The sequence below is a fragment of the Streptomyces sp. KL109B genome, from assembly GCF_030766935.1.
GTDB lineage: Bacteria > Actinomycetota > Actinomycetes > Streptomycetales > Streptomycetaceae > Streptomyces.
This window is the reverse complement of sequence record NZ_JASERL010000008.1, coordinates 380696-406238: the sequence shown is the minus strand read 5'-3', so window position 1 is coordinate 406238 and position 25543 is coordinate 380696. Positions and strand designations below refer to the sequence as shown.

Below are 25543 nucleotides of genomic sequence, written 5' to 3'. Positions count from 1 at the left end.
CGTAAGTGGCTTGATGGAGAGGGTCGTTGGGGGTTAGCCCACGGCCCCTTCCATCTGGAGCTCGATCAGCCGGTTGAGTTCGAGCGCGTACTCCATGGGCAGCTCCTTGGCGATCGGCTCGACGAAGCCGCGCACGATCATCGCCATGGCCTCGTCCTCGGAGAGGCCGCGGCTCATGAGGTAGAAGAGCTGGTCCTCGGAGACCTTGGAGACGGTCGCCTCGTGGCCCATGGACACGTCGTCCTCGCGGACGTCCACGTACGGGTACGTGTCGGAGCGCGAGATCTGGTCGACGAGCAGGGCGTCGCACAGCACGTTCGACTTGGCGCCCGGGGCGCCCTCGCCGATCTCGATGAGGCCGCGGTAGGAGGTGCGGCCACCGCCGCGCGCCACGGACTTCGAGACGATGTTGGACGACGTGTTCGGCGCCATGTGCACCATCTTCGCGCCGGCGTCCTGGTGCTGGCCCTCGCCCGCGAAGGCGATGGACAGCGTCTCGCCCTTGGCGTGCTCGCCCATCAGGTAGATGGCCGGGTACTTCATGGTGACCTTGGAGCCGATGTTGCCGTCGACCCACTCCATGGTCGCGCCCTCGTAGGCGACGGCGCGCTTGGTGACCAGGTTGTAGACGTTGTTCGACCAGTTCTGGATGGTCGTGTAGCGGCAGCGCGCGCCCTTCTTGACGATGATCTCGACGACGGCGCTGTGCAGGGAGTCCGACTTGTAGATGGGCGCGGTGCAGCCCTCTACGTAGTGCACGTACGCGTCCTCGTCGACGATGATCAGCGTCCGCTCGAACTGGCCCATGTTCTCCGTGTTGATGCGGAAGTAGGCCTGGAGCGGGATCTCGACGTGCACGCCCTTCGGCACGTAGATGAAGGAGCCACCCGACCACACGGCGGTGTTCAGCGCGGCGAACTTGTTGTCGCCGGCCGGGATGACGGTCCCGAAGTACTCCTTGAAGAGCTCCGGGTGCTCCTTCAGGGCCGTGTCGGTGTCCATGAAGATGACACCCTGCTCCTCCAGGTCCTCACGGATCTGGTGGTACACGACCTCGGACTCGTACTGGGCCGCGACACCGGCGACGAGGCGCTGCTTCTCCGCCTCCGGGATGCCGAGCTTGTCGTACGTGGCCTTGATGTCCTCGGGCAGGTCCTCCCAGGACTCCGCCTGCTTCTCCGTGGAGCGCACGAAGTACTTGATGTTGTCGAAGTCGATGCCCGACAGGTCCGAGCCCCAGTTCGGCATGGGCTTCTTGTCGAAGAGCTTCAGACCCTTGAGGCGGAGCTTGGTCATCCACTCCGGCTCCGACTTCTTGTCGGAGATGTCGCGAACGACGTCCTCGTTGATACCGCGCTTGGCAGAGGCGCCGGCCGCGTCGGAGTCCGCCCAGCCGTATTCGTACTTGCCCAGGCCCTCGAGCTCAGGGTGGGCAGTCTCCTCGATGGGGAGAGTCATGCGGGGTTCCTCCCGGCCGTGCTTGCAGATGCGTTGGTGGTGGTCTTGTTGGCGGTGGCGGTCTGGGGTGCGTTCTTGGGGATGAACGTCGTACAGACCCCGTCGCCGTGGGCGATGGTGGCCAGTCGCTGTACGTGGGTGCCGAGCAGCTGCGAGAACATTTCCGTCTCGACCTCGCACAGCTGCGGGAACTGCTCGGCCACATGGGCGACTGGGCAGTGGTGCTGGCAGAGCTGCTCACCGACCGGTGCGCTACGCGCCGTAGCAGCGTACCCGTCCGCGCTCAAGGCCCTCGCCAGGGCCTGTGCGCGCTCCTCGGGGGCCGCGGCCTCTATGGCGGCCTTGTAGGGAGCGGCCTGCGCGGCGATGCGCGCGCGGGCGAAGGAGACGAGTGCCTCGTCCCCGCCGGCCTGCTCCTTGATCCAGCGGAGCGCTTCCGCGGCGAGCTTGTCGTAGGACTGGTCGAAGGCGTCCCGGCCGCAGTCGGTCAGCGCGAACACCTTGGCGGGGCGGCCGCGGGTGCGGGCTCCGTAGACGCGCTGGTCCCTGGGCTCCACGACGTTGTCCCCGCCGAGGGCGTCGAGATGGCGGCGGACGGCGGCCTGCGTGAGGCCGAGGCGCGTGGCCAGCTCGGCGACGGTGGACGGGCCGTGGTCCAGGATGGAGCGCGCGACCCGGTTGCGCGTTGATCGCTCCCCGGTCGTGAGCTCCTCAGGGGCCTCGCCGACGTTTTTCACAACGCCATTGTTGCGTAATTCCTCAGACCCTGACAAGCGACGTGATGATCGCCGGATGGTGCGGTGCATCACTTAGGCACACCTAAGTAAACACATGCCGTGACCTGCGCAAACGATCTTTGATCGATCAGAATCCGGGGCGGGCGACGGGGAATTCCATGGCGCCCTGACCCCTTCACGGGGACACTCTCGCCCATGCCCACACCCCTCCCGACCGGCCCACTTGTCACACGCGCGTCCCTCGCGGCCGACCTCCGCGCCCTCGGCGTCCGCCCCGGCGACACCCTCCTTGCACACACGTCCCTCAGCAGCCTCGGCTGGGTGAACGGCGGCCCGGTCACCGTCGTCCACGCCCTCCTCGACGCGCTCGGTTCCGAGGGCACACTCGTCGTCCCGACCCAGTCCGGGGACCTCTCCGATCCGGCCCAGTGGAGCGCCCCGCCGGTACCGGAGGCCTGGTGGGAGACCATCCGGGCGACCATGCCCCCGTACGACCCGGCGATCACGCCCACCCGCGGCGTCGGCGTCGTACCGGAAACCGTGCGTACGTGGCCGGGGGCCCGCCGCAGCGCCCACCCGCAGACCTCCTTCGCCGCGCTCGGGCCGCACGCCGCCACGGTCACCGAGGGTCACGCGCTCGACTGCCGGCTCGGCGAGCACAGCCCGCTGGCCCGACTGGAGGACCTGCACGCGCGCGTGCTGCTGCTCGGCGCCGGATACGGGTCGTGCACGAGCTTCCACCTCGCCGAGTACCGGATCCCGGGGAGCGCCGAGGACGCGGGGCGGCCGGGGCCGGACGGGTGGGAGCACGTCACCGAGGTGGCGATCGACGACGACCGGTTCGACGAGCTGGGCGCCGCCTTCGAACGCGACACCCCGGTCGTCCGGGGCCGCGTCGGCGCCGCCGAGTCCCGCCTCTTCGGGGTGGCGGAAGCGGTGTCGTACGCACAGAAGTGGCTGCCGCCGCACCGCCCGGACCGCGGCTGACGTGGGCCGACCAGCGCGGGCCCCCGCCTTGGGCCCCGCCTTGGGCAATCTGCCGCCTTGGGCGGCAGGGTGGGCGAGGCGGCCCCCGGTGCCGCGCGACGAAAACGGCGGAGTCGACCCCGCGAAGGCGAGCCGGCCATCGGCGCCGCGCGCCCGCGGCGGCAGGGGCCGCCCCGCCGGTCCGCGGAGCGTGCCGCGTCCCTAGACTTGCCCACCATGCGAAGCGAGCCTGTCGTCCACATCACCGGTCTGGTGAAGCGGTACGGAACCAAGACCGCGGTCGACGGCCTCGACCTCACGGCGGCCCCCGGCATCACGGCCGTACTCGGCCCCAACGGCGCCGGCAAGACCAGCACCATCGAGACCTGCGAGGGCTACCGGAAGCCGGACTCCGGCACGGTCCGCGTGCTCGGCCTCGACCCGGTCAAGCAGGCCGCCGCGCTTCGCCCCCGGATCGGCGTGATGCTGCAGTCCGGCGGCGTCTACTCCGGCGCCCGCGCCGACGAAATGCTCCGCCACATCGCCAAGCTGCACGCCCACCCGCTGGACGTCGACGCCCTCATCGAGCGCCTCGGCCTCGGCAGTTGCGGCCGCACCACCTACCGGCGCCTCTCCGGCGGCCAGCAGCAGCGGCTCGCGCTCGCCATGGCCGTGGTCGGCCGCCCCGAACTCGTCTTCCTCGACGAGCCGACGGCCGGGCTCGACCCGCAGGCCCGCCACGCCACGTGGGACCTCGTCCGCGATCTGCGCGCCGACGGCGTCTCCGTCATCCTCACCACGCACTACATGGACGAGGCCGAGCAGCTCGCCGACGACGTGGCGATCGTCGACTCCGGCAAGGTCATCACGCAGGGCTCCCCGGAGGAGCTGTGCAAGGGCGGCGCCGAGAACACCCTCCGCTTCTCCGGCCGGCCCGGCCTCGACGTGGCCTCGCTCCTCAAGGCGCTGCCCGCCGACGCCGCGGCCGCCGAACTCACCCCCGGCTCCTACCGCGTCAGCGGCAAGGTCGACCCGCAGCTCCTCGCGACCGTCACCTCCTGGTGCGCCCAGCACGGCGTGATGCCGGAGAAGATCTCCGTCGAGCGGCACACCCTCGAAGACGTATTCCTGGAAATGACCGGCAAGGAGCTGCGCGGATGAGCGCCACCGACATCGACCGCGGCACCGGCACGTACGCACCGAACCCGGGCGCCGCCCCGCTCGGCCGCATGATCGCGACGCAGGCGGCCCTCGAAACGAAGATGCTGCTGCGCAACGGCGAGCAGCTCCTCCTCACGGTCGTCATCCCGACGCTGCTCCTCGTGCTGTTCTCGGCGGTCGACATCGTCGACACCGGCTCCGGCAAGGCCGTCGACTTCCTCGCCCCCGGCATCCTCGCGCTCGCCGTGATGTCCACGGCCTTCACCGGTCAGGCCATCGCCACCGGCTTCGAGCGCCGCTACGGAGTGCTGAAGCGGCTCGGCGCCTCCCCGCTCCCCCGCTGGGCGCTGATGACGGCGAAGACGCTCTCCGTGCTGGTGACGGAGGTCCTCCAGGTCGTCCTCCTCACCGTGATCGCGTTCGCGCTCGGCTGGTCCCCGCACGGGAACCCGTTCGCCGTTCTTCTCCTCCTGGTGTTCGGTACGGCGGCGTTCTCCGGACTCGGCCTCCTCATGGCAGGCACGTTGAAGGCGGAGGCCACGCTCGCCGCGGCCAACCTCGTCTTTCTGCTCCTCCTGGTCGGCGGCGGCGTCATCGTGCCGCTCGACAAGTTCCCCGACGCCGCCCAGTCGGTGCTCGGCCTGCTGCCCATCTCGGCGCTCTCCGACGGCCTGCGGGACGTGCTCCAGCACGGCGCGGCGATGCCGTGGGGCGACCTCGGGATCCTCGCCGTATGGGCGGTCGTGGGGCTCGGGGCGGCGGGGCGCTTCTTCCGCTGGGAGTAGCGATACGCGTAACGGGCGTCACAGTTGGCCCAGTTACGTCCCCCTCGTGAAGCCATGCACAAGCGGCCGCCTACGATAGGGCCGTGCCAAAGCTGACCCCCACCGACGCCGCGCGGGCGCTGCGCAATCCGCTCGCCTTCATCGCCGAGTACTGGACCCCCACTCAGCGGACCGTCCAGCGCGCGGCCATGTCCGCCGTCGTCATGACGGTGATCATCGTCTGCACCGGCGGCGCCGTGCGCCTGACCGGCTCGGGCCTCGGCTGCCCGACCTGGCCCAAGTGCACCGACCAGTCGCTGACCGCGACGAGCGAGATGGGCTTCCACGGAGCCATCGAGTTCGGCAACCGCATGCTGACGTACGTACTGTGCGCCGCGGTCGGCTGGGCGATCATCGCCGCCCGCTCGCAGAAGCCGTGGCGGCGCACGGTGACCCGGCTCGGCTGGGCCCAGTTCTGGATCGTGATGGGCAACGCGGTGCTCGGCGGCATCGTCGTCCTCGTCGGCCTCAACCCGTACACGGTGGCGGCCCACTTCGTCCTCACCACGGCCCTGCTCACGGTCGCCGTCCTGATGTGGCAGCGCACCCGCGAGGGCGACGCTCAGCCGCGTCCGCTGGTCGGCAGCGCCATCAAGCAGCTGGTGTGGTTCCTGGTGGTGGCGTCCTCGCTGCTGATCCTCGTCGGCACGGTCGTGACCGGCGCGGGCCCGCACGCGGGCGACTCCAGCGAGGTCCACCGGATGCCGCTGGACTGGGAGATGGTCGCGAAGGGACACGCGGTCCTGGCCTGGATCGTGGTGACGCTGACCTTCGCCCTGTGGTTCGTCCTGAAGGCGGTCGACTCCCCGAAGGGGCCGCGGGGCCGCACCCGCGACCTGTTCCTGATCCTGCTGGCGCAGGGCGTCATCGGTTACGTCCAGTACTTCACGGACCTGCCGGAGATCCTGGTCGGCCTGCACATGCTGGGCTCGGCGCTGGTGTGGATCGGCGTGGTGCGCGTCGTGCTCTCGCTGCGCGAGCGTCCCGTGGCGGAGCCGGGCCTCCCGTCCCAGTCGGGCCAGGAGCTCTCGGCGGTCTGACGCTCCCGTACGGGCTCAGGCCGCACCGAGTCCGTACACCCGCCGCGCCGTCCCCGCCGCGATCATCCCCGCCACCCGCTGCGCGTCGCTCAGCGACCACGCCCCGTCGGCGACCCACTCCCCGAGCACCCGCCCCAGCGCCTGCCGGAACAGGCGTGCGCCCACGACGTGCAGCTCCGGCAGGCCCTGCGCCCCCGTCGAGAACAGCAGCTTCCCGAAGGGCGCCAGCTCCAGGAACTCCGCGAGCAGCCCCGCCGCCCGCGCCCCCGTGCGCGCGAGGGCCGGCCCCAAGTCCGCGTAGACGTGCGGGAAGACGCCCGCCAGGTGCGCCGCGTTCCGGTGGTACGGGTAGCCGTGCAGCAGCACCACGTCGGTGCCGAGTCCCGCCGTGGCGCGCGCGAAGTCGGCGAGTGCGACCGGGTCGGTGGGGTCGAGGTGGCCCCAGCGCAGTTGCAGCGGGCGGCCGGATGCGACCGCGATCCACAAGAGGTGCCGTAGCAGCACCGGGTCCGTGAGCGCGCCGCCGACCTGCCGCCCCGCCAGCCACCGCCCCGCCGCCCCGCGCACCTCTCCGGGGCCCGGCGGCTGCGGCGCGAGCGTGAGCCCGTGGCGTACGCCGGCGACCGAGGTGAAGGCGACCGCGCCGGAGGCCGCGGCGTGCACCGACTCGGCGAGGTTGGCGAGGAAGGAGTCGACGGTCCCCGACGTGTCCGCGACCTGCTCCGCGAGGAGTTCGAGGCGGACGATCTCGTGGGCCTCGCCCTGGGCCGCGGCGGCCAGTTCGGCGGGCCCGGTCAGGTCGTCGGCGAGACCCGTGTCCACGAGGTACGTGGTGATGCCGCTGCCGCGCAGCAGCCTGCGCCCGGCCTCTACGACGCCGAGTTCGCGGCGTCTGGCGAGGTAGCGGGCGGGCGGGCAGTGCGGTTCCAGGCCGAGCAGCGGCGGGCACCAGCGGCGCACCGCGAACCCGGTCTGGGTGTCGAAGAAGGTGGTGCCGGGGGCGGGCGGCCCCTCGCCCCGGGCGAGGTGGGCCTCGAACGTGCCGAGACCCAGCTCCGTACGCAGCACCCCGTGGCAGTACTGATCCACGAGGGACGGCGTTTCGATCATCCGGGCTCCCCGTATATGGACCGTGCTTCCACCAGTCCTAACGGGTGAACGGGCCCGTGGTGTTGCTCGATCGCGGCCCGTACAAACGCCCGACTCGGCCCACCGGCTCAGCCGGCCGACTCGGCCGACGGCTCAGCCGCCGAGCTGGATGCCCGCCATCCGCTTCCACTCGTACGGGCCGGTCTCGACCTTGGCCGCGAAGTCCCCGTCGAAGTCCTCGTGGACGGTGATGCCCGCCTTCTCGACGGCCTTCTGCGCGATCTCGTACGTGCGGGCCACCAGGTCGCCCCAGCCGCCGTCCTCGCCGACGAGGACGATGCGCGTGCCGTGCTCGCCGATGTACGCGAGCTGTCCCTCGGCGCCGCCGTGCGCCTTGGCGAACACGCCGATCTCCTTGGCCAGCTTGGCCGCGCGCCGCTCATCCTTCACCGCTGTCTCTGCCATGGACAGGATGCTACCGACGAGTAGCCGAACAATCGAGAAGTGGGGTGCGTGGCCTGGGCCACGCACCCCACTCCCAAGGGAACTTCTCAAGCGGTCAGCGCAGGAACGGGTCCACCGCGATCGCCACGAACAGCAGCGAGACATAGGTGATGGACCAGTGGAACAGCCGCATCTCCTTGAGCTTCGCGCCCGTGATCTCGGCCTTGGCGCGGGTCTGCAGGCCGTGCGCCTCCCACAGCCAGAAGCCGCCGGCGAGCACTGCGACCGCCGTGTAGAACCAGCCGGTGTAGCCGAGCGGCTGAAGCAGCAGCGACACCGCGACCATCACCCAGCTGTAGGCGACGATCTGCTTGGCGACCACCTTGTTGGAGGCGAGCACGGGAAGCATCGGAACGCCCGCGCGCGCGTAGTCGTCCTTCACCTTCATGGAGAGCGGCCAGTAGTGCGGCGGCGTCCAGAAGAACATGACCCCGAAGAGGATGATCGGCGCCCACGACATGGAGTTCGTGACGGACGACCAGCCGATGAGGACGGGCAGGCAGCCCGCGATGCCGCCCCACACGATGTTCTGCGCGGTACGCCGCTTCAGGATCATCGTGTAGACGACTACGTAGAAGAGCAGCGCGCCCAGGGACAGCCAGGCCGACAGCCAGTTCACGGCGAAGCCGAACAGTAGCGTCGAGATCACCGCGAGGGAGATGCCGAAGACCAGGCATTCGTTGGGGCTGACCATGCCGGTCACCAGTGGCCGCTGCGACGTGCGCTCCATAAGGGCGTCGATGTCGCGGTCGTACCACATATTGAGGGCATTGGCCCCGCCTGCCGAGAGGTAACCGCCGAGGCAGGTGATCAGCACCAGCCAGAGGTCGGGAACGCCCTGTTCGGCAAGGAACATCACCGGAACCGTGGTGATGAGAAGCAGCTCGATGATTCGCGGCTTGGTCAGCGCCACGAACGCCTTGACGCGGGCCCCGAACGGCCGCTGGCCCCGACTGCTGCTGGTCAGCGCTCCCGCTGGACGGGATTCGACGGCCGTCACGCACACCCCTGACAGAGACTCCAGCGAGCCCCCGTTACGGACCACTTGATGTGAAGTCCCGGTAAAGGCTCGCGCGTACCACGCCACTCTAGACGTTGCCCATACCCAGCCCTTCGTGGGGGTGGGTCGTGTTGGCCCGCATGCCGTAAAGCCTCTTCGACGGCCTCTTCGACGGCCTCTTCGCGGACCCCATCGGATGAGCTTTTCCCGCCACGCATGAGCCCCCATATGAGCAGCTCCGTATTCACGTGTCGAAAGCGCGTCGATCCCTGTCAGGAGGCGGATCCGACAGACTCCCGGCAGTCTGGAATGAGTCGAAAAAAAGCACGTTCCAGCGAGGGTAGGCTCGACAGCGGCCGGTGACAGACGTCACCGGCATGAGACATGTGGAGAGGAGCCCTGACTCAGGGTGAGCACCAAGCCGACCACCACAGACTTCGAGTGGACCGAAATGGACCAGCGGGCCGTTGACACCGTCCGCGTCCTGGCCGCCGACGCCGTACAGAAGGTCGGCAACGGCCATCCCGGTACGGCGATGAGCCTGGCCCCGGCCGCGTACACCCTCTTCCAGAAGGTGATGCGGCACGACCCGGCGGACGCCGACTGGGTCGGGCGCGACCGGTTCGTCCTTTCCGCGGGCCACTCGTCCCTGACGCTCTACATCCAGCTCTACCTGGCCGGTTTCGGCCTGGAGCTGGACGACCTCAAGGCGTTCCGCACCTGGGGCTCCAAGACGCCTGGCCACCCGGAGTACGGGCACACCACCGGCGTCGAGACCACCACGGGCCCGCTCGGCCAGGGTGTCGCCAACGCCGTGGGCATGGCGATGGCCTCGCGCTACGAGCGCGGTCTCTTCGATCCGCAGGCCGCGGCCGGGGAGAGCCCGTTCGACCACTACGTCTACGCGATCGCCGGTGACGGCTGCCTCCAGGAGGGCATCTCCGCCGAGGCGTCGTCGATGGCCGGTCACCAGCAGCTCGGCAACCTGATCCTGCTGTGGGACGACAACCACATCTCGATCGAGGGCGACACCGAGACCGCCGTCTCCGAGGACACCTGCAAGCGCTACGAGGCGTACGGCTGGCACGTCCAGCGCGTGGAGCCGAAGGCGGACGGCGACCTGGACCCCGAGGCGGTCTACAACGCCATCGAGGCCGCGAAGGCCGTCACCGACAAGCCGTCGTTCATCGCGCTGCGCTCGATCATCGCCTGGCCCGCCCCGAACGCCCAGAACACCGAGGCCGCGCACGGCTCGGCGCTCGGCGACGACGAGGTGGCCGCCACCAAGCGCGTCCTGGGCTTCGACCCGGAGAAGACCTTCGAGGTCTCCGACGAGGTCATCAACCACACGCGTGGCGCCCTGGAGCGCGGCGCGCAGGCGAAGGCCGAGTGGGAGAAGTCCTTCCAGGAGTGGCGCACGGCGAACGCGGAGCGGGCCGCCGAGTTCGACCGCATCAACGCGGGCGAGCTGCCGGCCGGCTGGGAGGAGAAGCTCCCCGTCTTCGAGACCGGCAAGGGTGTCGCCACGCGCGCCGCCTCCGGCAAGGTCCTCCAGGCGCTCGGCGGTGTGATCCCCGAGCTGTGGGGCGGCTCCGCCGACCTCGCGGGCTCGAACAACACGACGATCGACAAGACGTCGTCGTTCCTCCCGGCCGGCAACCCGCTGCCGGAGGCCGACCCGTACGGCCGCACCGTGCACTTCGGTATCCGTGAGCACTCCATGGCCGCGGAGATGAACGGCATCGCGCTGCACGGCCACACGCGCATCTACGGAGGCACCTTCCTGGTGTTCTCCGACTACATGCGCAACGCCGTCCGCCTCTCCGCCCTCATGTCGCTGCCCGTCACCTACGTGTGGACGCACGACTCCATCGGCCTCGGCGAGGACGGCCCGACCCACCAGCCGGTCGAGCACCTGGCCTCGCTGCGCGCGATCCCCGGCCTCAACGTCGTCCGCCCCGCGGACGCCAACGAGACGGCGATCGCCTGGCGCGAGATCCTGCGCCGCGGCAAGAAGGAGTACGGCGTCTCGCACCCGCACGGCCTGTCGCTGACCCGCCAGGGCGTGCCGACGTACGAGGCGAACGAGGACACCGCCAAGGGTGGTTACGTCCTGGCCGAGGCCTCCAAGGAGACCCCGGACCTGATCCTGATCGCCACCGGCTCCGAGGTGCACCTGGCCGTCGAGGCCCGCGAGCAGCTGGAGGCCGAGGGCATCGCCACGCGCGTCGTCTCGATGCCGTGCGTCGAGTGGTTCGACGCCCAGGACCAGGGGTACCGGGACAGCGTCCTGCCGCCCGCCGTGAAGGCGCGTGTCGCGGTCGAGGCCGGGATCGGTCTGACCTGGCACCGCTTCGTCGGGGACGCCGGTCGCATCGTTTCGCTGGAGCACTTCGGTGCGTCCGCCGACGGCAAGGTGCTCTTCAAGGAGTTCGGCTTCACTGCCGAGAACGTGGCCGCCAAGGCGAAGGAATCCCTCGCCGCGGCTCAGCGCTGACGCCCGTACACGACACGTAGGAGATGCAATTTCCATGACAGACGCACTCAAGCGCCTCTCCGAAGAAGGCGTCGCGATCTGGCTGGACGACCTGTCGCGCAAGCGGATCACGTCCGGCAACCTCGCCGAGCTGATCGACCAGCAGCACGTCGTGGGCGTCACCACCAACCCGTCGATCTTCCAGAAGGCGATCTCCAGCGGTGACGGCTACGAGCAGCAGCTCGCCGACCTCGCCGCCCGCAAGGTCACCGTCGAAGAGGCCATCCGCATGATCACGACGGCGGACGTCCGCGACGCCGCCGACATCCTGCGCCCGGTCTTCGACGCGACGGGCGGCCAGGACGGCCGCGTGTCGATCGAGGTCGACCCGCGCCTGGCGCACAACACCAAGGCGACGGTCGCCGAGGCCCGCCAGCTGGCGTGGCTGGTGGACCGGCCGAACACGCTGATCAAGATCCCGGCGACCAAGGCGGGCCTGCCCGCGATCACCGAGACGATCGGCAACGGCATCAGCGTCAACGTCACGCTGATCTTCTCCCTGGAGCGCTACCGCGAGGTCATGGACGCCTACCTCGCGGGCCTGGAGAAGGCGAAGGCCAAGGGCCTGGACCTGTCCCAGATCCACTCCGTCGCGTCCTTCTTCGTGTCCCGCGTGGACACCGAGATCGACAAGCGGATCGACGCCCTGGGCACGGACGAGGCCAAGGCCGCGCGCGGCAAGGCCGCCGTCGCCAACGCCCGGCTCGCCTACGAGGCGTTCGAAGAGGTGTTCAGCAGCGACCGCTGGGCCCCGCTCGACAAGGCGCAGGCCAATAAGCAGCGTCCGCTGTGGGCCTCGACCGGCGTGAAGGACAAGGCGTACAAGGACACCATGTACGTCGACGACCTCGTCGCGCCCGGCACGGTGAACACCATGCCGGAGGCCACCCTTGAGGCGACCGGCGACCACGGCCAGATCACCGGCAACACGATCGCGGGCACGTACGACCAGGCCCGCAAGGAGATCGCGGCCGTCGAGAAGCTGGGGATCTCGTACGACGAGGTCGTGCAGCTTCTGGAGGACGAGGGCGTCGAGAAGTTCGAGGCGTCCTGGAACGACCTGCTGAAGTCGACCGAGGCGGAGCTCAAGCGCCTCGCCCCCTCGGAGGGCTGATCCCTTGACCGCACACGGAGCGAACGGCAATCCGCTCCGTGACGCCGCCGACCGACGGCTCCCGCGCATCGCGGGGCCGTCGGGCCTGGTGATTTTCGGCGTTACGGGCGATTTGTCACGTAAAAAGCTGATGCCTGCCGTCTATGACCTCGCGAACCGGGGTCTGCTCCCGCCCGGCTTCTCGCTGATCGGGTTCGCCCGCCGCGAGTGGCAGGACGAGGACTTCGCGCAGGAAGTGCACGACGCGGTCAAGCAGCACGCGCGCACGCCGTTCCGCGAGGAGGTCTGGCAGCAGCTCATCCAGGGGATGCGCTTCGTCCAGGGCAACTTCGACGACGACGACGCGTTCGAGCAGCTCAAGGCGACCATCAACGACCTGGACAAGTCGCAGGGCACGGGCGGCAACTTCGCGTTCTACCTCTCCGTACCCCCGAAGTTCTTCCCCCAGGTCGTGCAGCAGCTCAAGAAGCACGAGCTGGCGGACGCGCCCGAGGGCTCCTGGCGGCGCGCCGTCATCGAGAAGCCCTTCGGCCACGATCTCGCCTCCGCCAAGGAGCTGAACGCGATCGTGCACGAGGTGTTCGACCCGGACCAGGTGTTCCGGATCGACCACTACCTCGGCAAGGAGACGGTCCAGAACATCCTGGCGCTGCGCTTCGCGAACCAGATGTTCGAGCCGATCTGGAACCGGTCCTATGTCGACCACATCCAGATCACGATGGCCGAGGACATCGGCATCGGCGGCCGGGCCGGCTACTACGACGGCATCGGCGCCGCGCGCGACGTCATCCAGAACCACCTGCTCCAGCTGATGGCACTGACCGCCATGGAGGAGCCCGCCTCCTTCGACGCCGACGCGCTCGTCACGGAGAAGGCCAAGGTGCTGGGCGCCGTGAAGCTGCCGAAGGACATCGGCAAGGACACGGTGTTCGCGCAGTACGCGGCCGGGTGGCAGGGCGGCGAGAAGGCCGTCGGCTATCTCCAGGAAGACGGCATCGACCCCAAGTCGAAGACCGACACGTACGCGGCCGTCAAGTTGGAGGTGGACAACCGCCGTTGGGCGGGCGTGCCCTTCTACCTGCGCACCGGCAAGCGTCTCGGCCGCCGCGTCACCGAGATCGCCGTCGTCTTCCAGCGCGCCCCGCACTCCCCCTTCGACCACACGGCGACGGAGGAGCTGGGCAAGAACGCGATCGTGATCCGCGTCCAGCCGGACGAGGGCATCACGGTCCGCTTCGGGTCCAAGGTGCCGGGCACATCGATGGAGATCCGGGACGTGTCGATGGACTTCGCGTACGGCGAGTCCTTCACGGAGTCGAGCCCGGAGGCGTACGAACGGCTCATCCTGGACGTCCTGTTGGGCGACGCCAACCTCTTCCCGCGCACGGAGGAGGTCGAGCTGTCCTGGAACATCCTCGACCCGATCGAGGACTACTGGGACACGCACGGCAGGCCCGCGCAGTACCCGTCCGGCACGTGGGGGCCCGCCGAGGCGGACGAAATGCTCGCACGAGACGGACGGAGCTGGCGCCGGCCATGAAGATCGATCTCACGGACACCACCTCCAGCAAGGTCAACAAGGCGCTCGTACAGGCCCGTCGGGCGCTCGGCACCCCTGCCGTCGGCATGGTGCTGACCCTCGTCATCGTCACCGACGAGGAGAACGCCTACGACGCCCTGAAGGCGGCCAACGAAGCCTCGCGCGAGCACCCTTCGCGCACGCTGGTCGTCATCAAGCGCGTCTCCCGCTCGCCCCGCGACCGTACGAAGTCGCGCCTCGACGCCGAGGTACGGGTGGGCGCCGAGGCGGGCACGGGCGAGACCGTCGTGCTGCGCCTGTACGGCGAGGTCGTCAACCACGCCCAGTCGGTCGTGCTCCCGCTGCTCCTGCCGGATGCCCCCACGGTCGTCTGGTGGCCCGTGGACGCCCCTCTGGACCCCGCGAACGACCCGCTGGGCGCCCTGGCCCAGCGCCGCGTCACGGACACGTACGCGGCCGAACAGCCGGTTCACGAGCTGGAGGCCCGCGCGGCGTCCTACTCCCCCGGCGACACGGACCTGTCGTGGACCCGGATCACGCCGTGGCGCTCCATGCTGGCCGCCGCGCTCGACCAGGTGACCTGCGACGTCACCTCGGTCGAGGTCGAGGGCGAGGAGTTCAACCCGAGCTGCGAGCTGCTCGCGATGTGGCTCGCGGACCGGCTCGACGTCCCGGTGAAGCGCTCGCTGTCGGCGGGCCCGGGCCTGACCGGCGTACGCCTTGAGTCCACCTGCGGCCCCATCGTGCTCGACCGGGCCGACGGCACCCTGGCCACGCTCTCCATCCAGGGCCAGCCGGACCGCGCGGTCGCGCTCAAGCGCCGCGAGACGTCCGAGCTGATCGCGGAGGAGCTGCGCAGACTCGACCCGGACGACACGTACGCCGCTGCGCTGAAGTTCGGCGTGGACCGGCTGGGCGAGCCGGAGGAGCAGAAGACGGTGCCGGAGTCGGTGTCGTCGTCGGCCTCCGCCGCTCCCACCGCGGCGCCCGCCCAGAAGGCCGCCGCGAAGAAGGCACCGGCCAAGAAGACCCCCGCCAAGCGGGGCGCGGCCAAGAAGGCCTCGACGAAGTGAGCGCAGAAGAATGAGCGCAGAGAAGTGAGTACAGACAAGTGAGTGCAGACAAGTGAGCGCAGCACCCCAGCTCGTCGTCCACCGCGACAAGGAGCTGATGGCGCAGGCGGCCGCGGCCCGGCTGATCACCAAGATCGTCGACGCCCAGTCCGCCCGCGGCTACGCCTCCGTCGTCCTGACGGGCGGCCGCAACGGCAACGGCCTGCTGGCCGCGTTGAATTCGGCGCCCGCGCGGGACGCGATCGACTGGGGCCGCCTCGACCTGTGGTGGGGCGACGAGCGGTTCCTGCCGGACGGCGACCCCGAGCGCAACTACACGCAGGCGAAGGAGGCGCTGCTCGACGCGGTGCCGCTCGACCCCGCGCGCGTGCACCCCATGCCCGCGTCGGACGGCCCCTTCGAGGCGGACGCCGCGGCCGAGGCGTACGCGGCCGAACTCGCCAATGCGGCGGGCCCGGAGGACCACGGCCCGGTGCCGACCTTCGACGTCCTGATGCTCGGCGTGGGCCCGGACACGCACGTCGCGTCGCTCTTCCCGGAGCTTCCGGCGGTTCGCGAGACGGAGCGCACGGTCGTCGGCGTGCACGGCGCCCCCAAGCCCCCGCCCACCCGCACCACGCTCACGCTCCCGGCGATCCGGGCGGCGCGCGAGGTGTGGCTGCTGGCGGCGGGCGAGGACAAGGCGAAGGCGGCGGCCATCGCCCTGTCCGGCGCGGGCGAGATCCAGGCCCCGGCGGCGGGCGCGTACGGGCGCTCGCGCACGCTGTGGCTGCTCGACTCGGCGGCGGCCTCGCAGCTGCCGCCGGAGCTGTACCCGCCGGCGATCGCGTAACGCCGCTCTACGTAGGCGCCACGTAGCGCGTAAGGCCCCACCTCCTAAAGAGGTGGGGCCTTACGCATGCTGCGGCACCCGGTAGTCCGAGCCGTCCTTCTCCCGTACGAGGAGGCCGTCGATGACGCAGTAGCGGCGCAGCGCCGCCGTGTCGTCGTGGACGGTGCGCAGCGCCGCGTTGACCTCGCGCTCGCTGTACGTGCGGTCGGCGTCGAAGAGGGTGTCGGTGAGGTGCACGAGGAGTTCGTGCCGCACGGCGGGCCGCACCGGTATGGCCGTGAGCCGGCCGCGCGCGAAGAAGCCGGTGAGGTGGCGCGGCACGCCCGTGGCGGGCTCGGGGGCGCGGTGCCGCCGGAACACCTCGGGGCCGGCCCGCAGCGAGCCGTCGTCGAGGCGCTCGACGAGTCCGGCGGCGATCAGCTTGCCGAGGTGCTTGCGGGCCGCCGGGGAGTCGGCCTCGCGCGGCGGCAGCTCGTCGAGGACGATGCGCGCGTACAGCCTGAGTCGTTCGGGATCGGCGAGCGCCGACATGAGCTGGTCCACTGAGTGCCTCCCGGCTGGGTCACGGAGACGCAGTCTCACCCGCCGGGAGGATTTTGCGCACCCCAATAATCGTTAACGCCCTCGCAGCTCGCGGTACTTCGCGACCAGCGCCTTCGTCGACGTGTCGAGCCCCGGCACGTCCACGCCCTCGGTGAGGGCCGGTTCGACGCGCTTGGCGAGGACCTTGCCGAGTTCGACGCCCCACTGGTCGAAGGAGTCGATGTTCCAGACGGCGCCCTGCACGAACACCTTGTGTTCGTAGAGGGCGACCAACTGCCCGAGCACGGACGGCGTGAGGTTCTTCGCGAGGATCGTGGTCGTCGGGTGGTCGCCCTTGAACGTCTTGTGCGGCACCAGCTCCTCGGGCACCCCCTCGGCGCGCACCTCGTCGGGCGTCTTGCCGAAGGCCAGCGCCTGGGTCTGCGCGAAGAAGTTGGCCATGAGGAGGTCGTGCTGGGCGACGAGCCCCGGCAGCAGGTCGGCCACGGGCTCGGCGAAGCCGATGAAGTCCGCGGGGATCAACTTCGTGCCCTGGTGGATGAGTTGGTAGTAGGCGTGCTGTCCGTTGGTGCCGGGCGTGCCCCACACCACCGGGCCGGTCTGCCAGCCGACCTCCTCGCCGTTCCTCTGCACGTACTTCCCGTTGGACTCCATGTCGAGCTGCTGGAGGTACGCCGTGAACTTCGACAAGTAGTGGCTGTAGGGCAGCACGGCGTGCGACTGGGCGCCGTGGAAGTTGCCGTACCAGATGCCCAACAGGCCCATCAGCAAAGGGACGTTGGACTCGGCGGGCGCGGTGCGGAAGTGCTCGTCGACGAGGTGGAAGCCGTCGAGCATCTCGCGGAACGCGGCCGGCCCGATGGCGATCATCAGCGAGAGCCCGATCGCGGAGTCATACGAATAACGTCCGCCGACCCAGTCCCAGAACTCGAACATGTTGGCGGTGTCGATGCCGAACTCCGACACCTTCTCGGCGTTCGTCGAAAGCGCCACGAAGTGCTTGGCGACGGCTTCCTGACCGGCCCTCAGCTCGGTGAGCAGCCAGTTGCGCGCCGAGGTCGCGTTGGTGATCGTCTCGATGGTGGTGAAGGTCTTCGAGGCGATGACGAACAGCGTCTCGGCCGGGTCCAGGTCCCGTACGGCCTCGTGCAGATCGGCCCCGTCGACGTTCGACACGAAGCGGACGGTCAGCTCGCGGTCGGTGAAGGAGCGCAGGACTTCGTACGCCATCGCGGGCCCGAGGTCGGAGCCGCCGATGCCGATGTTGACGACGTTCTTGATCCGCTTGCCGGTGTGCCCGGTCCACTCCCCCGACCTGACCCGGTCGGCGAAGGCGGCCATCTTGTCGAGGACGGCGTGCACGCCCGGCACCACGTTCTCGCCGTCGACCTCGACCACGGCGTCGCGCGGGGCGCGCAGCGCGGTGTGCAGGACGGCCCGGTCCTCGGTCGTGTTGATCTTCTCGCCGCGGAACATGGCGTCGCGCAGGCCGAACACGTCGGTCGCCGCGGCCAGCTCGCGCAGCAACCGCAGCGTCTCCTCTGTGACGAGGTGCTTCGAGTAGTCGACATGCAGGTCACCGACCCGCAGCCGCCAGCCGGACCCCCGCGCGGGATCGGCCTCGAACAGCTCCCGGAGGTGTACGTCGCCCAACTGCTGCCGGTGCTTGACGAGCGCCTGCCACTCGGGCGTCTGGGTGAGTGCTACCTGCTTGTCGGACGCGTTCATCTCGACCTTCAGCCTTCTGTTGAAACCGCATGCGTACGAACCCCGCCGCTGCCACCCAACCTAATTGATCAGGGTGAATCGGGCCTTTCGGCGCAGCGAATAGGGCCGGGCACGTGAACGTGCCCGGCCCTATTCGCTGGATCAGTTCTACGGAGTCAGATCTCGCCCCGCAGTTTCGCGAGCGCCTCGGCGAGGATCGCCTCGCCGTCCGCGTCGCTGCGCCGCTCCCTGACGTAGGCCAGGTGCGTCTTGTACGGCTCCGTACGCGGCGGGTCCGGCGGACTGTCCCGGTCCTGCCCGGCCGGGAAGCCGCAGCGCGGACAGTCCCAGGTCTCCGGCACCTGCGCGTCGGAGGCGAAGCTCGGCTGCGTCTCGTGCCCGTTCGAGCACCAGAAGGAGATGCGCAGGCGGGGCGCGGACTCGCCGCGCTCGGCCTCACCCATCGGCCCCGCCCCGACCCGACTTCCTCGGATCGCGTTGCCACTTGCCACGGTCGTAACTCCCTGCGTGATGGTGCCGCGAAGCGTGTCGGCGTGTCAGCTTCGCCGCGGAGCGCCTCAGTCTACGTAAGGCCCAACGCGCGTCCAGTGATTGGAGTTACATCGCTCCCCAGACGCAAGCCCCATGATAGGCCGCGTTGTTGAGCGCGTACCGAACATGGGGCTTTACGTAGAGGCGATATGCGATTGTCGCTGCCGACCGGTGGCCGGTCAGGCGCGGATCAATTGTTGATCTTCATCAGAATGCCGAGCACCACGATGCACGCGAACCACAGCAGACCGACCACGATCGTGATCCGGTCCAGGTTTCGCTCGGCGACCGAGGAGCCGCCGACGGAGGACTGCATGCCGCCACCGAACATGTCGGAGAGGCCGCCACCCTTTCCCTTGTGCATGAGCACAAGGAGCATCAGCAGCAGGCTGAAGACGATCAGGGCGATCGAGAACCCCATAACCACGGCTGGACCAACTTCCTCGGACTTATCGGGAGACGGGGCCGGGTGTCAGACCACCCGGCCCCGCAAGGGTACGACGTAAGGCGGCTATCGCCTACTCGCTGCTCGTGTCACTGCTCGTGGAAGCGAACGATCTTGACGAACTCGTCGGCGTCCAGCGAGGCGCCGCCGATGAGCGCGCCGTCGATGTCGGGCTTCGCCATGATCTCCGCGACGTTGCCGGACTTCACCGAGCCGCCGTACTGGATGCGGATCTTGTCGGCGACGTCCTGCGAGTACAGCTCGGCGAGCTTGCCGCGGATGGCCGCGCAGACCTCCTGCGCGTCGTCGGCGCCGCACACCTTGCCGGTGCCGATGGCCCACACGGGCTCGTAGGCGATGACGATGGTCTCGGCCTGCTCGGCCGGGAGGTCCTTGAGGGCGCCCTCGACCTGCGCGAGCGTGTGGGAGACGTGGTTGCCCGCCTCGCGGACGTCCAGCTCCTCACCGACGCACAGGATCGGCGTCAGGCCGTGCTTGTACGCGGCCTTCACCTTGCCGTTGACGATCTCGTCGGTCTCGTCGTGGTACTGGCGGCGCTCTGAGTGGCCGATCGCCACGAAGGTGCACTTCAGCTTGGCGAGCATCGGGCCGGAGATCTCTCCGGTGTACGCGCCGGAGTCGTGCGCCGAGACGTCCTGGGCGCCGTACTTGATCTTCAGCTTGTCGCCGTCGACCAGCGTCTGCACGGAGCGCAGGTCGGTGAACGGCGGCAGGACGGCGACCTCGACGGCCTCGTAGTCCTTGTCCGCGAGAGCGAAGGCGAGCTTCTGGACGTGCGCGATGGCCTCGAGGTGGTTGAGGTTCATCTTCCAGTTGCCCGCCATCAGCGGCGTGCGGCCCTGTACGGGAGCAGTCATGCGGGGTCAGTCCTCCAGTGCGGCGAGACCGGGCAGCGTCTTGCCCTCGAGGTATTCGAGGGAGGCGCCGCCGCCGGTCGAGATGTGGCCGAATGCCTTCTCGTCGAAGCCCAGGGTACGGACCGCCGCGGCGGAGTCTCCGCCGCCCACCACGGTGAAGCCCGGGGAGTCGATGAGGGCCTGGGCGACCGCCTTGGTGCCCTCGGCGTAGTCGGGGTGCTCGAAGACGCCCATGGGGCCGTTCCAGAAGACGGTCTGCGCGTCGGTGAGCTTCGAGGCGTACAGCTTGCGGGTCTCGGGGCCGATGTCCAGGCCCTCCTGGTCGGCCGGGATGGCGTCCGCGGCGACGGTGGTGGGGTTGGCCGGGGTCTTGCCCTTGAGGTCGGGGAACTCGGACGAGACGAGGACGTCCACGGGGAGCACGAGCTCCACGCCGTTCTTCTCGGCGCGCTCCATGTACTCGGTGACGGCAGGCAGCTGGTCCTCCTGGAGCAGCGAGATGCCGACCTCGTAGCCCTTGGCCTTGAGGAACGTGTACGCCATGCCGCCGCCGATGAGGAGGCGGTCGGCCTTGCCGAGGAGCTGGTCGATGACGGCGAGCTTGTCGGAGACCTTGGCGCCGCCGAGCGCTACTACGTAGGGGCGCTTGACGTCCTCGGTGAGCTTCTTCAGGACGCCGACCTCGGTGGCGATGAGGAAGCCCGCGTAGTGCGGGAGGCGCTTCGGCAGGTCGTACACGGAGGCGTGCTTACGGTGCACGGCGCCGAAACCGTCGCCTACGTAGACGTCGGCGAGGTTCGCGAGCTGCTCGGCGAAGTCGCCGCGCTCGGCGTCGTCCTTGCTCGTCTCGCCGGCGTTGAAGCGCAGGTTCTCGATGACGGCCACCTGGCCCGGCTCCAGGCCGTCCACGGCGTCGTTGGCGGCGGGGCCGACGGTGTCCTGGGCGAAGGCGACCGGCTTGCCAAGGAGCTCGGCGAGGCGCTCGGCGGCCGGCAGCAGCGAGAACTGCGGGTCCGGGGCGCCCTTGGGGCGGCCCAGGTGGGAGGCGACGATCACCTTCGCGCCGGCGTCGGCCAGGGCCTTCACGGTCGGCAGGACGGCGCGGATGCGGCCGTCGTCGGTGATGAGGCCGTCGGCCAGCGGCACGTTGAGGTCGGCGCGGACGAACACCCGCTTCCCGTCGACCCCTTCGGCGAGAAGTTCCTCAATCGTCTTCATGGATGGGCTCCTTGAGAGGGCTGGTCGTGCAAGTTCCTGGAGGCTGTGCCTTGACGGCTGACGCGCGAAGGGTCCGGACTGTCGCGCGGCCTCGCGCGGGTCCGGACCCTTCGCTCACATCTAAGTGCCTTGCTGCTCTAGAACCTTAGAGGGCTCAGAGCTGGCCGCCGACAAAGGTGGTCAGGTCGACGAGGCGGTTGGAGTAGCCCCACTCGTTGTCGTACCAGCCGAGGATCTTCACCGTCTTGCCCTCCTGGACCATCGTCAGGGAGGAGTCGAAGGTGCAGGAAGCCGGGTCGCTGACGATGTCGGACGACACGATCGGGTCCTCGGTGTAGAACAGGATGCCCTTGAGCGGACCGTCGTCGGCCGCCTTCTTGAACGCGGCGTTGACCTCGTCCTTGGTGACCTCGCGCTGCAGGTCGACGACCAGGTCGGTGGCCGATCCGGTCGGGACCGGGACGCGCATCGCGATGCCGTCGAGCTTGCCCTTGAGCTGCGGCAGGACCAGGGCGGTGGCCTTGGCGGCACCCGTCGTGGTCGGGATGATGTTCTCCGCGGCGGCGCGGGCGCGGCGCAGGTCCGAGTGCGGGAAGTCCAGGATGCGCTGGTCGTTCGTGTACGCGTGAACCGTCGTCATAAGGCCCTTGACGATGCCGAAGTTCTCGTCGAGAACCTTCGCCATCGGCGCCACACAGTTGGTGGTGCAGGACGCGTTCGAGATGACGTGGTGGTTCGCCGGGTCGTACTGGTCCTGGTTGACACCCATCACGATGGTGATGTCCTCTTCCTTGGCCGGAGCCGAGATGAGGACCTTCTTGGCGCCGCCGGCGATGTGCTTCTCGGCGTCGGCCTTCTTCGTGAAGATGCCCGTGGACTCGACCACGATGTCGACGCCCAGCTGGCCCCACGGGATGTCGGCGGGGTTGCGCTCGGACAGCACCTTGATGGTGTGGCCGTCGACGGTGATGGTGTCCTCGGTGTGCGACACCTCGGCCTTGAGGCGGCCCAGGATGGTGTCGTACTTCAGGAGGTGCGCGGTGGTCGCGGTGTCACCCAGGTCGTTGACAGCCACGATCTCGATGTCCGCACCCTGCTCAAGCAGCGCGCGGAAGTAGTTACGACCGATGCGGCCAAAGCCGTTGATGCCTACGCGGATCGTCACGAACCGATCTCCTCGTTGGTACGCCGGAGTATCGACGCCGGCGAGATTTATTGGGATGTCCCCGACCGCCTCCGACCCTACCCCCCATAAGCGTTTGGGGTGACATCGAGCGACTCTATGTAGGGCACAGCGGCCCGTACTCGTCAGTAACGTACGGGCCGCTGTGTATTTCGCGGGTAATTCCGGCCTTGATCAGTCGCTAATTGAGCGCAGGGCCTTTCTGATGAGCGCATTTCTGTCGGCGGTCGCGGTGACGTGTTCCAGGCCGAATCCGAGGAGCACGGTGTCCGGGGTGCTGATGGCGCCGTACGTCGTGAACAGGTCCTTGGCGAGCGCCCAGTCCTTCACGGCGGGCGGGCTGCCCGCGGGCGGTCCGGGGACGCTCCAGACGCCCAGGGACGTCTCGAAGCCCTCGGTCTCGGTGGCCTGTCCCCCGATGACGACGGAGGCGTTGTCCGCGCGCACGCCCTCACCGCCGGTGCCGGGGTCGCTCACGTAACTCAGGGAGACCTCCACGGTCTTGCCCGCGTAGGCGCTCAGGTCGTACGTGACCGTCTTCCAGTCGTCGGAGGAGCCGGTGAGGCTGTTCCACTGGCCGGAGGTGCCGGTGTTGCCGCAGGCGGAGCCGCTCGGCGTCAGGTAGCGGGTGAGCGCCGGGTGGTCCTGGACGAAGAAGCCCGCCTCGCACTCGGTGGGCACCTTGTTCGAGGTCAGACCGTCCTTGTCGGGGAGCGTCGTCCAGTCCTCCGCTCCGGTGGTGTGCGCCTCCAGGAGTACGTGGTCGTAGCCCGGCTCGGTGTCCCACAGGAGCTGCGTCCGCAGGGACGGCTGCTGGGCCGCGGTGACCTGGGTGAGGTCGATCGTGCGGGTCAGGCGCTTGTACGCGTCGTCGGTGTGGACGGCGGCGGCCATGCCCGCGCCTTCGTACTGGCCCGCCCCCGCGCTGGTGAACTGCGGCAGCGTGGCGGAGGTCGCCTCGTACAGGCCGGGGCTGTTGAGCGGGTTGCCGGGGGCGTCGCCGAGGTCCGCGGCGACGCCGTCGAGGGCGCCGGAGCCGTCGAAGCGGGTCGCCACGGGGGCGGCGGTGCGGGAGTAGGCGCCGAGGTAGTACTGGCTGAAGTCGTTCGTCGTGGTGTCGACGATGTCGACGGAGCCGCCCGCCTTCTCGCCGGCCTCGACGAGCTTGCCGCCCTCGTTCAGGTAGTCGCGGATGGCGAGTTGGGTGGCGAGGGTCGGCCGGTCGGCGCTCGTGTAGTGGACGACCGCCTTGAAGTGACCGAGGACCGCGAGGGGGTCGGGCGCGCCCTGCCTGGCGACGTTCCAGACGACCGGGGAGCGGCCCGCCGCCTTGAGCGCGTCTACGTAGGCGCCTGTTTGGGTACCTGCCGCGTCGTTCTCCGCGACGACAAGAGTGTCACCCTTGTCGCGTACGGCCACGGAGTAGGTGAAGTGCTCACTACTAGTGGGCTTTCCGGATTTCGTTCTCCCGGTGAACCACACCTCTACCTTGTCACCCACATCGGCACCCTCGACCTTCGCCCTATAGGCGTCGAAGTGCAGATTGTCGTCGCCTCCGTAGGTCTCGCCGCCCTTCCAGGCGCGCAATTCCTCATCGTGCGAACGACCGCCATTGATCCGGTAGTTCAGCTCCTTCTCACGGACCGACTTCCGCGCGATCACGGAGACTTCCTGGTCACCACCGCGCGCGTACGAAGTCGTGAACTTCGCCGGGGTGAAGTCGGGCGCCTCCATGCCGACCGAGGACGACGGCTGGTCCGGGTGCGTGGCGGTCTCGGCGACGGACATCGCGAAGGGGATGTTCTTCTCGAACTCGGCCTGGATGAGCTTCTCGTCGTCCGGGAACGTGAAGATGGACGCGCAGTCGGCGGCGTTCCACTCGTCGCCCGGGTCGCTGTTCGACGCGGTCTGGCAGGTGCTCATCTCGGGCGTGAACATCGAGATGCCGTTCACGTTGCCCGCGTGCCCGTCGGCCTCGCCGTTCGTCGTGTACAGCTCGGACGACACCTGCGGGTGGTAGCCGGGGATCGCGGACTTCTCCGGGGTGCCGGCGAGCGCCTTGTAGATCACGTCGTCCGGGGTCGGCGTGGCGACCTGCCAGCCCACTCCGTAGAGGAGCAGTTCGGCCGCGGAGTGGTAGTTGATGGCGTAGTCGAAGCCGATCCGCTTCTCGAAGGCGTCCAGGGCCTTGGTCTCGGGCTCGGAGCCCGGACCCGTGCCGCGGTACGTCTGGCTCGCGGGCTGGGGTGAGGAACCCTCGTCGTCGTAGCCCCACTTGTAGGCGAAGTTGCGGTTGAGGTCGACGCCGTCGCCGGTAGTGTACTTGCCGTCGCCGTTGTTGTCGCGCATGTTCTTGCGCCACTGGCGGTTGGCCGGGTCCTTGAACGTCCAGTCGTAGCCGTCGGGGTTGGCGGAGAGGACGAACCACATCTCCGTGGAGTCGACGAGCTTCTTGATGCGTGCGTCCTTGGAGTAGTTGTCCACGTAGTGGTGCATCAGGCGGCGGGTCATCTCCGGGGTGATCCACTCGCGCGCGTGCTGGTTCGACATGTAGAGCACGGACGGCTTCGCGCCGTCCGTGACCTTCTTGGCGCCCTTGCTGAGCTTGAGCGCGAGGATGTCCTGGCCCTGGAGCGTCTTGCCGATGGAGACGACCTTCGTGAGGTCGGGGTGCTCCTGGCCGGTGCGCAGGATCTCCTCCTGGAGGCCGCCCGCGCCGCTGTACGGGCGGAAGACTCCGTCGCCCGCGGCCTTCACGCGGGCCGTGGCCTTGGCGGTCAGCTCGTGCTCGGTGAGCTCGACGCCCTTCTTACGAAGACTGTCGGCCTGCTTGTCGGTGAGGTAGACCTCGACCTTCGCGGTGCCCTTCTTCGGCGCCTGCTCGCTGAGTTCGTGGCCGTCCTGGCCGGCCTGGAGCAGCAGCGGTATCTGCTCCTTCGACACGTCGGCGCGGAACACCTTGATGGCGTCCGCGCCCGGGTTGTCCTTCGCCGGACCGTTGTCCGCGTGAGCGACGGGCGCGAGTGCCGCGCCGCCCACCCCCAGAACAAGCGCTCCGACAGCGAGGATCGATCTCGCTCTTCGTCCCGCTCTTTGCCCCGCTCTTCGACGCATGAGCCCCCCTTGCAGTTGTCTGCCACGGT

Annotated in this window: 22 protein-coding genes; 9 read left to right on the top strand and 13 right to left on the bottom strand. The window is 69.1% G+C overall.

The window, feature by feature from the left end:
• Nucleotides 1-33: 33 nt before the first annotated feature.
• Together sufB and RBJ65_RS27465 are read right to left on the bottom strand one after the other, a co-directional pair.
• A complete protein-coding gene (sufB, locus tag RBJ65_RS27470; protein WP_306322583.1) occupies nucleotides 34-1458 on the bottom strand; it encodes a Fe-S cluster assembly protein SufB in 1425 nt (474 codons plus the stop codon).
• The gene (locus RBJ65_RS27465) at nucleotides 1455-2195 is read right to left on the bottom strand and encodes a metalloregulator ArsR/SmtB family transcription factor (protein WP_306322582.1); all 741 of its coding nucleotides are present in this window, start codon (nucleotides 2193-2195) and stop codon (nucleotides 1455-1457) included. The genes sufB and RBJ65_RS27465 overlap by 4 nt, the downstream gene beginning before the upstream one ends.
• Nucleotides 2196-2390: 195 nt before the next feature.
• Between RBJ65_RS27465 and RBJ65_RS27460 the strand changes: the two genes are divergently transcribed.
• The 4 genes from RBJ65_RS27460 to RBJ65_RS27445 all read left to right on the top strand — a co-directional run bounded on the left by RBJ65_RS27460 (nucleotide 2391) and on the right by RBJ65_RS27445 (nucleotide 6186).
• Nucleotides 2391-3182 carry an aminoglycoside N(3)-acetyltransferase gene (locus RBJ65_RS27460; protein WP_306322581.1) on the top strand — a complete coding sequence of 264 codons (792 nt, stop codon included), beginning with the start codon at nucleotides 2391-2393 and terminating at the stop codon, nucleotides 3180-3182.
• A 216-nt stretch (nucleotides 3183-3398) separates the two neighbouring features.
• The gene (locus RBJ65_RS27455) at nucleotides 3399-4322 is read left to right on the top strand and encodes an ABC transporter ATP-binding protein (protein ID WP_306322580.1); all 924 of its coding nucleotides are present in this window, start codon (nucleotides 3399-3401) and stop codon (nucleotides 4320-4322) included.
• Nucleotides 4319-5107, top strand: a complete 789-nt coding sequence (locus tag RBJ65_RS27450; RefSeq protein WP_306322579.1) for an ABC transporter permease — start codon at nucleotides 4319-4321, stop codon at nucleotides 5105-5107. Before RBJ65_RS27455 ends, RBJ65_RS27450 begins: the two co-directional genes overlap by 4 nt.
• Nucleotides 5108-5190: 83 nt before the next feature.
• Nucleotides 5191-6186: a heme A synthase gene (locus tag RBJ65_RS27445; RefSeq protein ID WP_306322578.1), complete on the top strand. Its 996-nt coding sequence runs from the start codon at nucleotides 5191-5193 to the stop codon at nucleotides 6184-6186.
• Nucleotides 6187-6201: 15 nt separating this feature from the next.
• Here the strand turns inward: RBJ65_RS27445 and RBJ65_RS27440 are convergent, their stop codons facing one another.
• The 3 genes from RBJ65_RS27440 to RBJ65_RS27430 form a co-directional block, all read right to left on the bottom strand.
• Nucleotides 6202-7296: an amidohydrolase gene (locus RBJ65_RS27440; protein ID WP_306322577.1), complete on the bottom strand. Its 1095-nt coding sequence runs from the start codon at nucleotides 7294-7296 to the stop codon at nucleotides 6202-6204.
• A gap of 132 nt (nucleotides 7297-7428) precedes the next feature.
• On the bottom strand, nucleotides 7429-7740 hold the full coding sequence (locus RBJ65_RS27435) for a hypothetical protein (RefSeq protein WP_306322576.1): 312 nt from the start codon (nucleotides 7738-7740) through the stop codon (nucleotides 7429-7431).
• Between the two features lie 94 nt (nucleotides 7741-7834).
• Complete coding sequence (locus RBJ65_RS27430; RefSeq protein WP_306322639.1) at nucleotides 7835-8785, bottom strand: heme o synthase; 951 nt, start codon at nucleotides 8783-8785, stop codon at nucleotides 7835-7837.
• Nucleotides 8786-9188: 403 nt separating this feature from the next.
• On the opposite strand from RBJ65_RS27430, the gene tkt reads away from it, so the two are divergent.
• The 5 genes from tkt to pgl are packed head-to-tail and all read left to right on the top strand — an operon-like array spanning nucleotide 9189 to nucleotide 15874.
• Complete coding sequence (tkt, locus tag RBJ65_RS27425) at nucleotides 9189-11276, top strand: transketolase (protein WP_306322575.1); 2088 nt, start codon at nucleotides 9189-9191, stop codon at nucleotides 11274-11276.
• A gap of 34 nt (nucleotides 11277-11310) precedes the next feature.
• Nucleotides 11311-12429 (top strand): transaldolase, encoded by a 1119-nt coding sequence (tal, locus tag RBJ65_RS27420; RefSeq protein WP_306322574.1) that lies wholly within the window; start codon nucleotides 11311-11313, stop codon nucleotides 12427-12429.
• Between the two features lie 4 nt (nucleotides 12430-12433).
• The gene (zwf, locus tag RBJ65_RS27415; protein WP_306322573.1) at nucleotides 12434-13969 is read left to right on the top strand and encodes a glucose-6-phosphate dehydrogenase; all 1536 of its coding nucleotides are present in this window, start codon (nucleotides 12434-12436) and stop codon (nucleotides 13967-13969) included.
• Nucleotides 13966-15042 carry a glucose-6-phosphate dehydrogenase assembly protein OpcA gene (gene opcA / locus RBJ65_RS27410; protein WP_306322572.1) on the top strand — a complete coding sequence of 359 codons (1077 nt, stop codon included), beginning with the start codon at nucleotides 13966-13968 and terminating at the stop codon, nucleotides 15040-15042. The genes zwf and opcA overlap by 4 nt, the downstream gene beginning before the upstream one ends.
• Before the next feature lie 52 nt (nucleotides 15043-15094).
• A complete protein-coding gene (gene pgl / locus RBJ65_RS27405) occupies nucleotides 15095-15874 on the top strand; it encodes a 6-phosphogluconolactonase (RefSeq protein WP_306322571.1) in 780 nt (259 codons plus the stop codon).
• 60 nt (nucleotides 15875-15934) lie between these two features.
• Here the strand turns inward: pgl and RBJ65_RS42160 are convergent, their stop codons facing one another.
• The 8 genes from RBJ65_RS42160 to RBJ65_RS27365 all read right to left on the bottom strand — a co-directional run bounded on the left by RBJ65_RS42160 (nucleotide 15935) and on the right by RBJ65_RS27365 (nucleotide 25514).
• Entirely contained in the window at nucleotides 15935-16417 is a 483-nt protein-coding gene (locus RBJ65_RS42160) for a DUF2087 domain-containing protein (RefSeq protein ID WP_372341410.1), read from the bottom strand.
• Between the two features lie 72 nt (nucleotides 16418-16489).
• The gene (gene pgi / locus RBJ65_RS27395; protein WP_306322570.1) at nucleotides 16490-18145 is read right to left on the bottom strand and encodes a glucose-6-phosphate isomerase; all 1656 of its coding nucleotides are present in this window, start codon (nucleotides 18143-18145) and stop codon (nucleotides 16490-16492) included.
• Nucleotides 18146-18300: 155 nt separating this feature from the next.
• The gene (locus RBJ65_RS27390; protein ID WP_072483070.1) at nucleotides 18301-18636 is read right to left on the bottom strand and encodes an RNA polymerase-binding protein RbpA; all 336 of its coding nucleotides are present in this window, start codon (nucleotides 18634-18636) and stop codon (nucleotides 18301-18303) included.
• Between the two features lie 230 nt (nucleotides 18637-18866).
• Nucleotides 18867-19097, bottom strand: coding sequence for a preprotein translocase subunit SecG (gene secG / locus RBJ65_RS27385; protein WP_306322637.1), 231 nt, complete (start codon nucleotides 19095-19097; stop codon nucleotides 18867-18869).
• A 113-nt stretch (nucleotides 19098-19210) separates the two neighbouring features.
• On the bottom strand, nucleotides 19211-19966 hold the full coding sequence (gene tpiA, locus RBJ65_RS27380; RefSeq protein ID WP_306322636.1) for a triose-phosphate isomerase: 756 nt from the start codon (nucleotides 19964-19966) through the stop codon (nucleotides 19211-19213).
• Between the two features lie 39 nt (nucleotides 19967-20005).
• Nucleotides 20006-21217 carry a phosphoglycerate kinase gene (gene pgk, locus RBJ65_RS27375; RefSeq protein ID WP_306322569.1) on the bottom strand — a complete coding sequence of 404 codons (1212 nt, stop codon included), beginning with the start codon at nucleotides 21215-21217 and terminating at the stop codon, nucleotides 20006-20008.
• 154 nt (nucleotides 21218-21371) lie between these two features.
• Nucleotides 21372-22382, bottom strand: coding sequence for a type I glyceraldehyde-3-phosphate dehydrogenase (gap, locus tag RBJ65_RS27370; protein WP_306322568.1), 1011 nt, complete (start codon nucleotides 22380-22382; stop codon nucleotides 21372-21374).
• A gap of 192 nt (nucleotides 22383-22574) precedes the next feature.
• A complete protein-coding gene (locus RBJ65_RS27365; protein WP_306322567.1) occupies nucleotides 22575-25514 on the bottom strand; it encodes a M14 family metallopeptidase in 2940 nt (979 codons plus the stop codon).
• Nucleotides 25515-25543 lie beyond the last annotated feature (29 nt).

Bases quoted from the DNA above. Each gene is read 5' to 3' on its own strand.
- pgi (WP_306322570.1), bottom strand. From the start codon at position 18,145: ATGAACGCGTCCGACAAGCAGGTAGCACTCACCCAGACGCCCGAGTGG.
- RBJ65_RS27365 (WP_306322567.1), bottom strand. From the start codon at position 25,514: ATGCGTCGAAGAGCGGGGCAAAGAGCGGGACGAAGAGCGAGATCGATC.
- RBJ65_RS27455 (WP_306322580.1), top strand. From the start codon at position 3,399: ATGCGAAGCGAGCCTGTCGTCCACATCACCGGTCTGGTGAAGCGGTAC.
- sufB (WP_306322583.1), bottom strand. From the start codon at position 1,458: ATGACTCTCCCCATCGAGGAGACTGCCCACCCTGAGCTCGAGGGCCTG.
- pgk (WP_306322569.1), bottom strand. From the start codon at position 21,217: ATGAAGACGATTGAGGAACTTCTCGCCGAAGGGGTCGACGGGAAGCGG.
- RBJ65_RS27440 (WP_306322577.1), bottom strand. From the start codon at position 7,296: ATGATCGAAACGCCGTCCCTCGTGGATCAGTACTGCCACGGGGTGCTG.
- secG (WP_306322637.1), bottom strand. From the start codon at position 19,097: ATGGGGTTCTCGATCGCCCTGATCGTCTTCAGCCTGCTGCTGATGCTC.
- tal (WP_306322574.1), top strand. From the start codon at position 11,311: ATGACAGACGCACTCAAGCGCCTCTCCGAAGAAGGCGTCGCGATCTGG.
- opcA (WP_306322572.1), top strand. From the start codon at position 13,966: ATGAAGATCGATCTCACGGACACCACCTCCAGCAAGGTCAACAAGGCG.
- RBJ65_RS27460 (WP_306322581.1), top strand. From the start codon at position 2,391: ATGCCCACACCCCTCCCGACCGGCCCACTTGTCACACGCGCGTCCCTC.
- tpiA (WP_306322636.1), bottom strand. From the start codon at position 19,966: ATGGCGGGCAACTGGAAGATGAACCTCAACCACCTCGAGGCCATCGCG.
- RBJ65_RS27435 (WP_306322576.1), bottom strand. From the start codon at position 7,740: ATGGCAGAGACAGCGGTGAAGGATGAGCGGCGCGCGGCCAAGCTGGCC.
- RBJ65_RS27450 (WP_306322579.1), top strand. From the start codon at position 4,319: ATGAGCGCCACCGACATCGACCGCGGCACCGGCACGTACGCACCGAAC.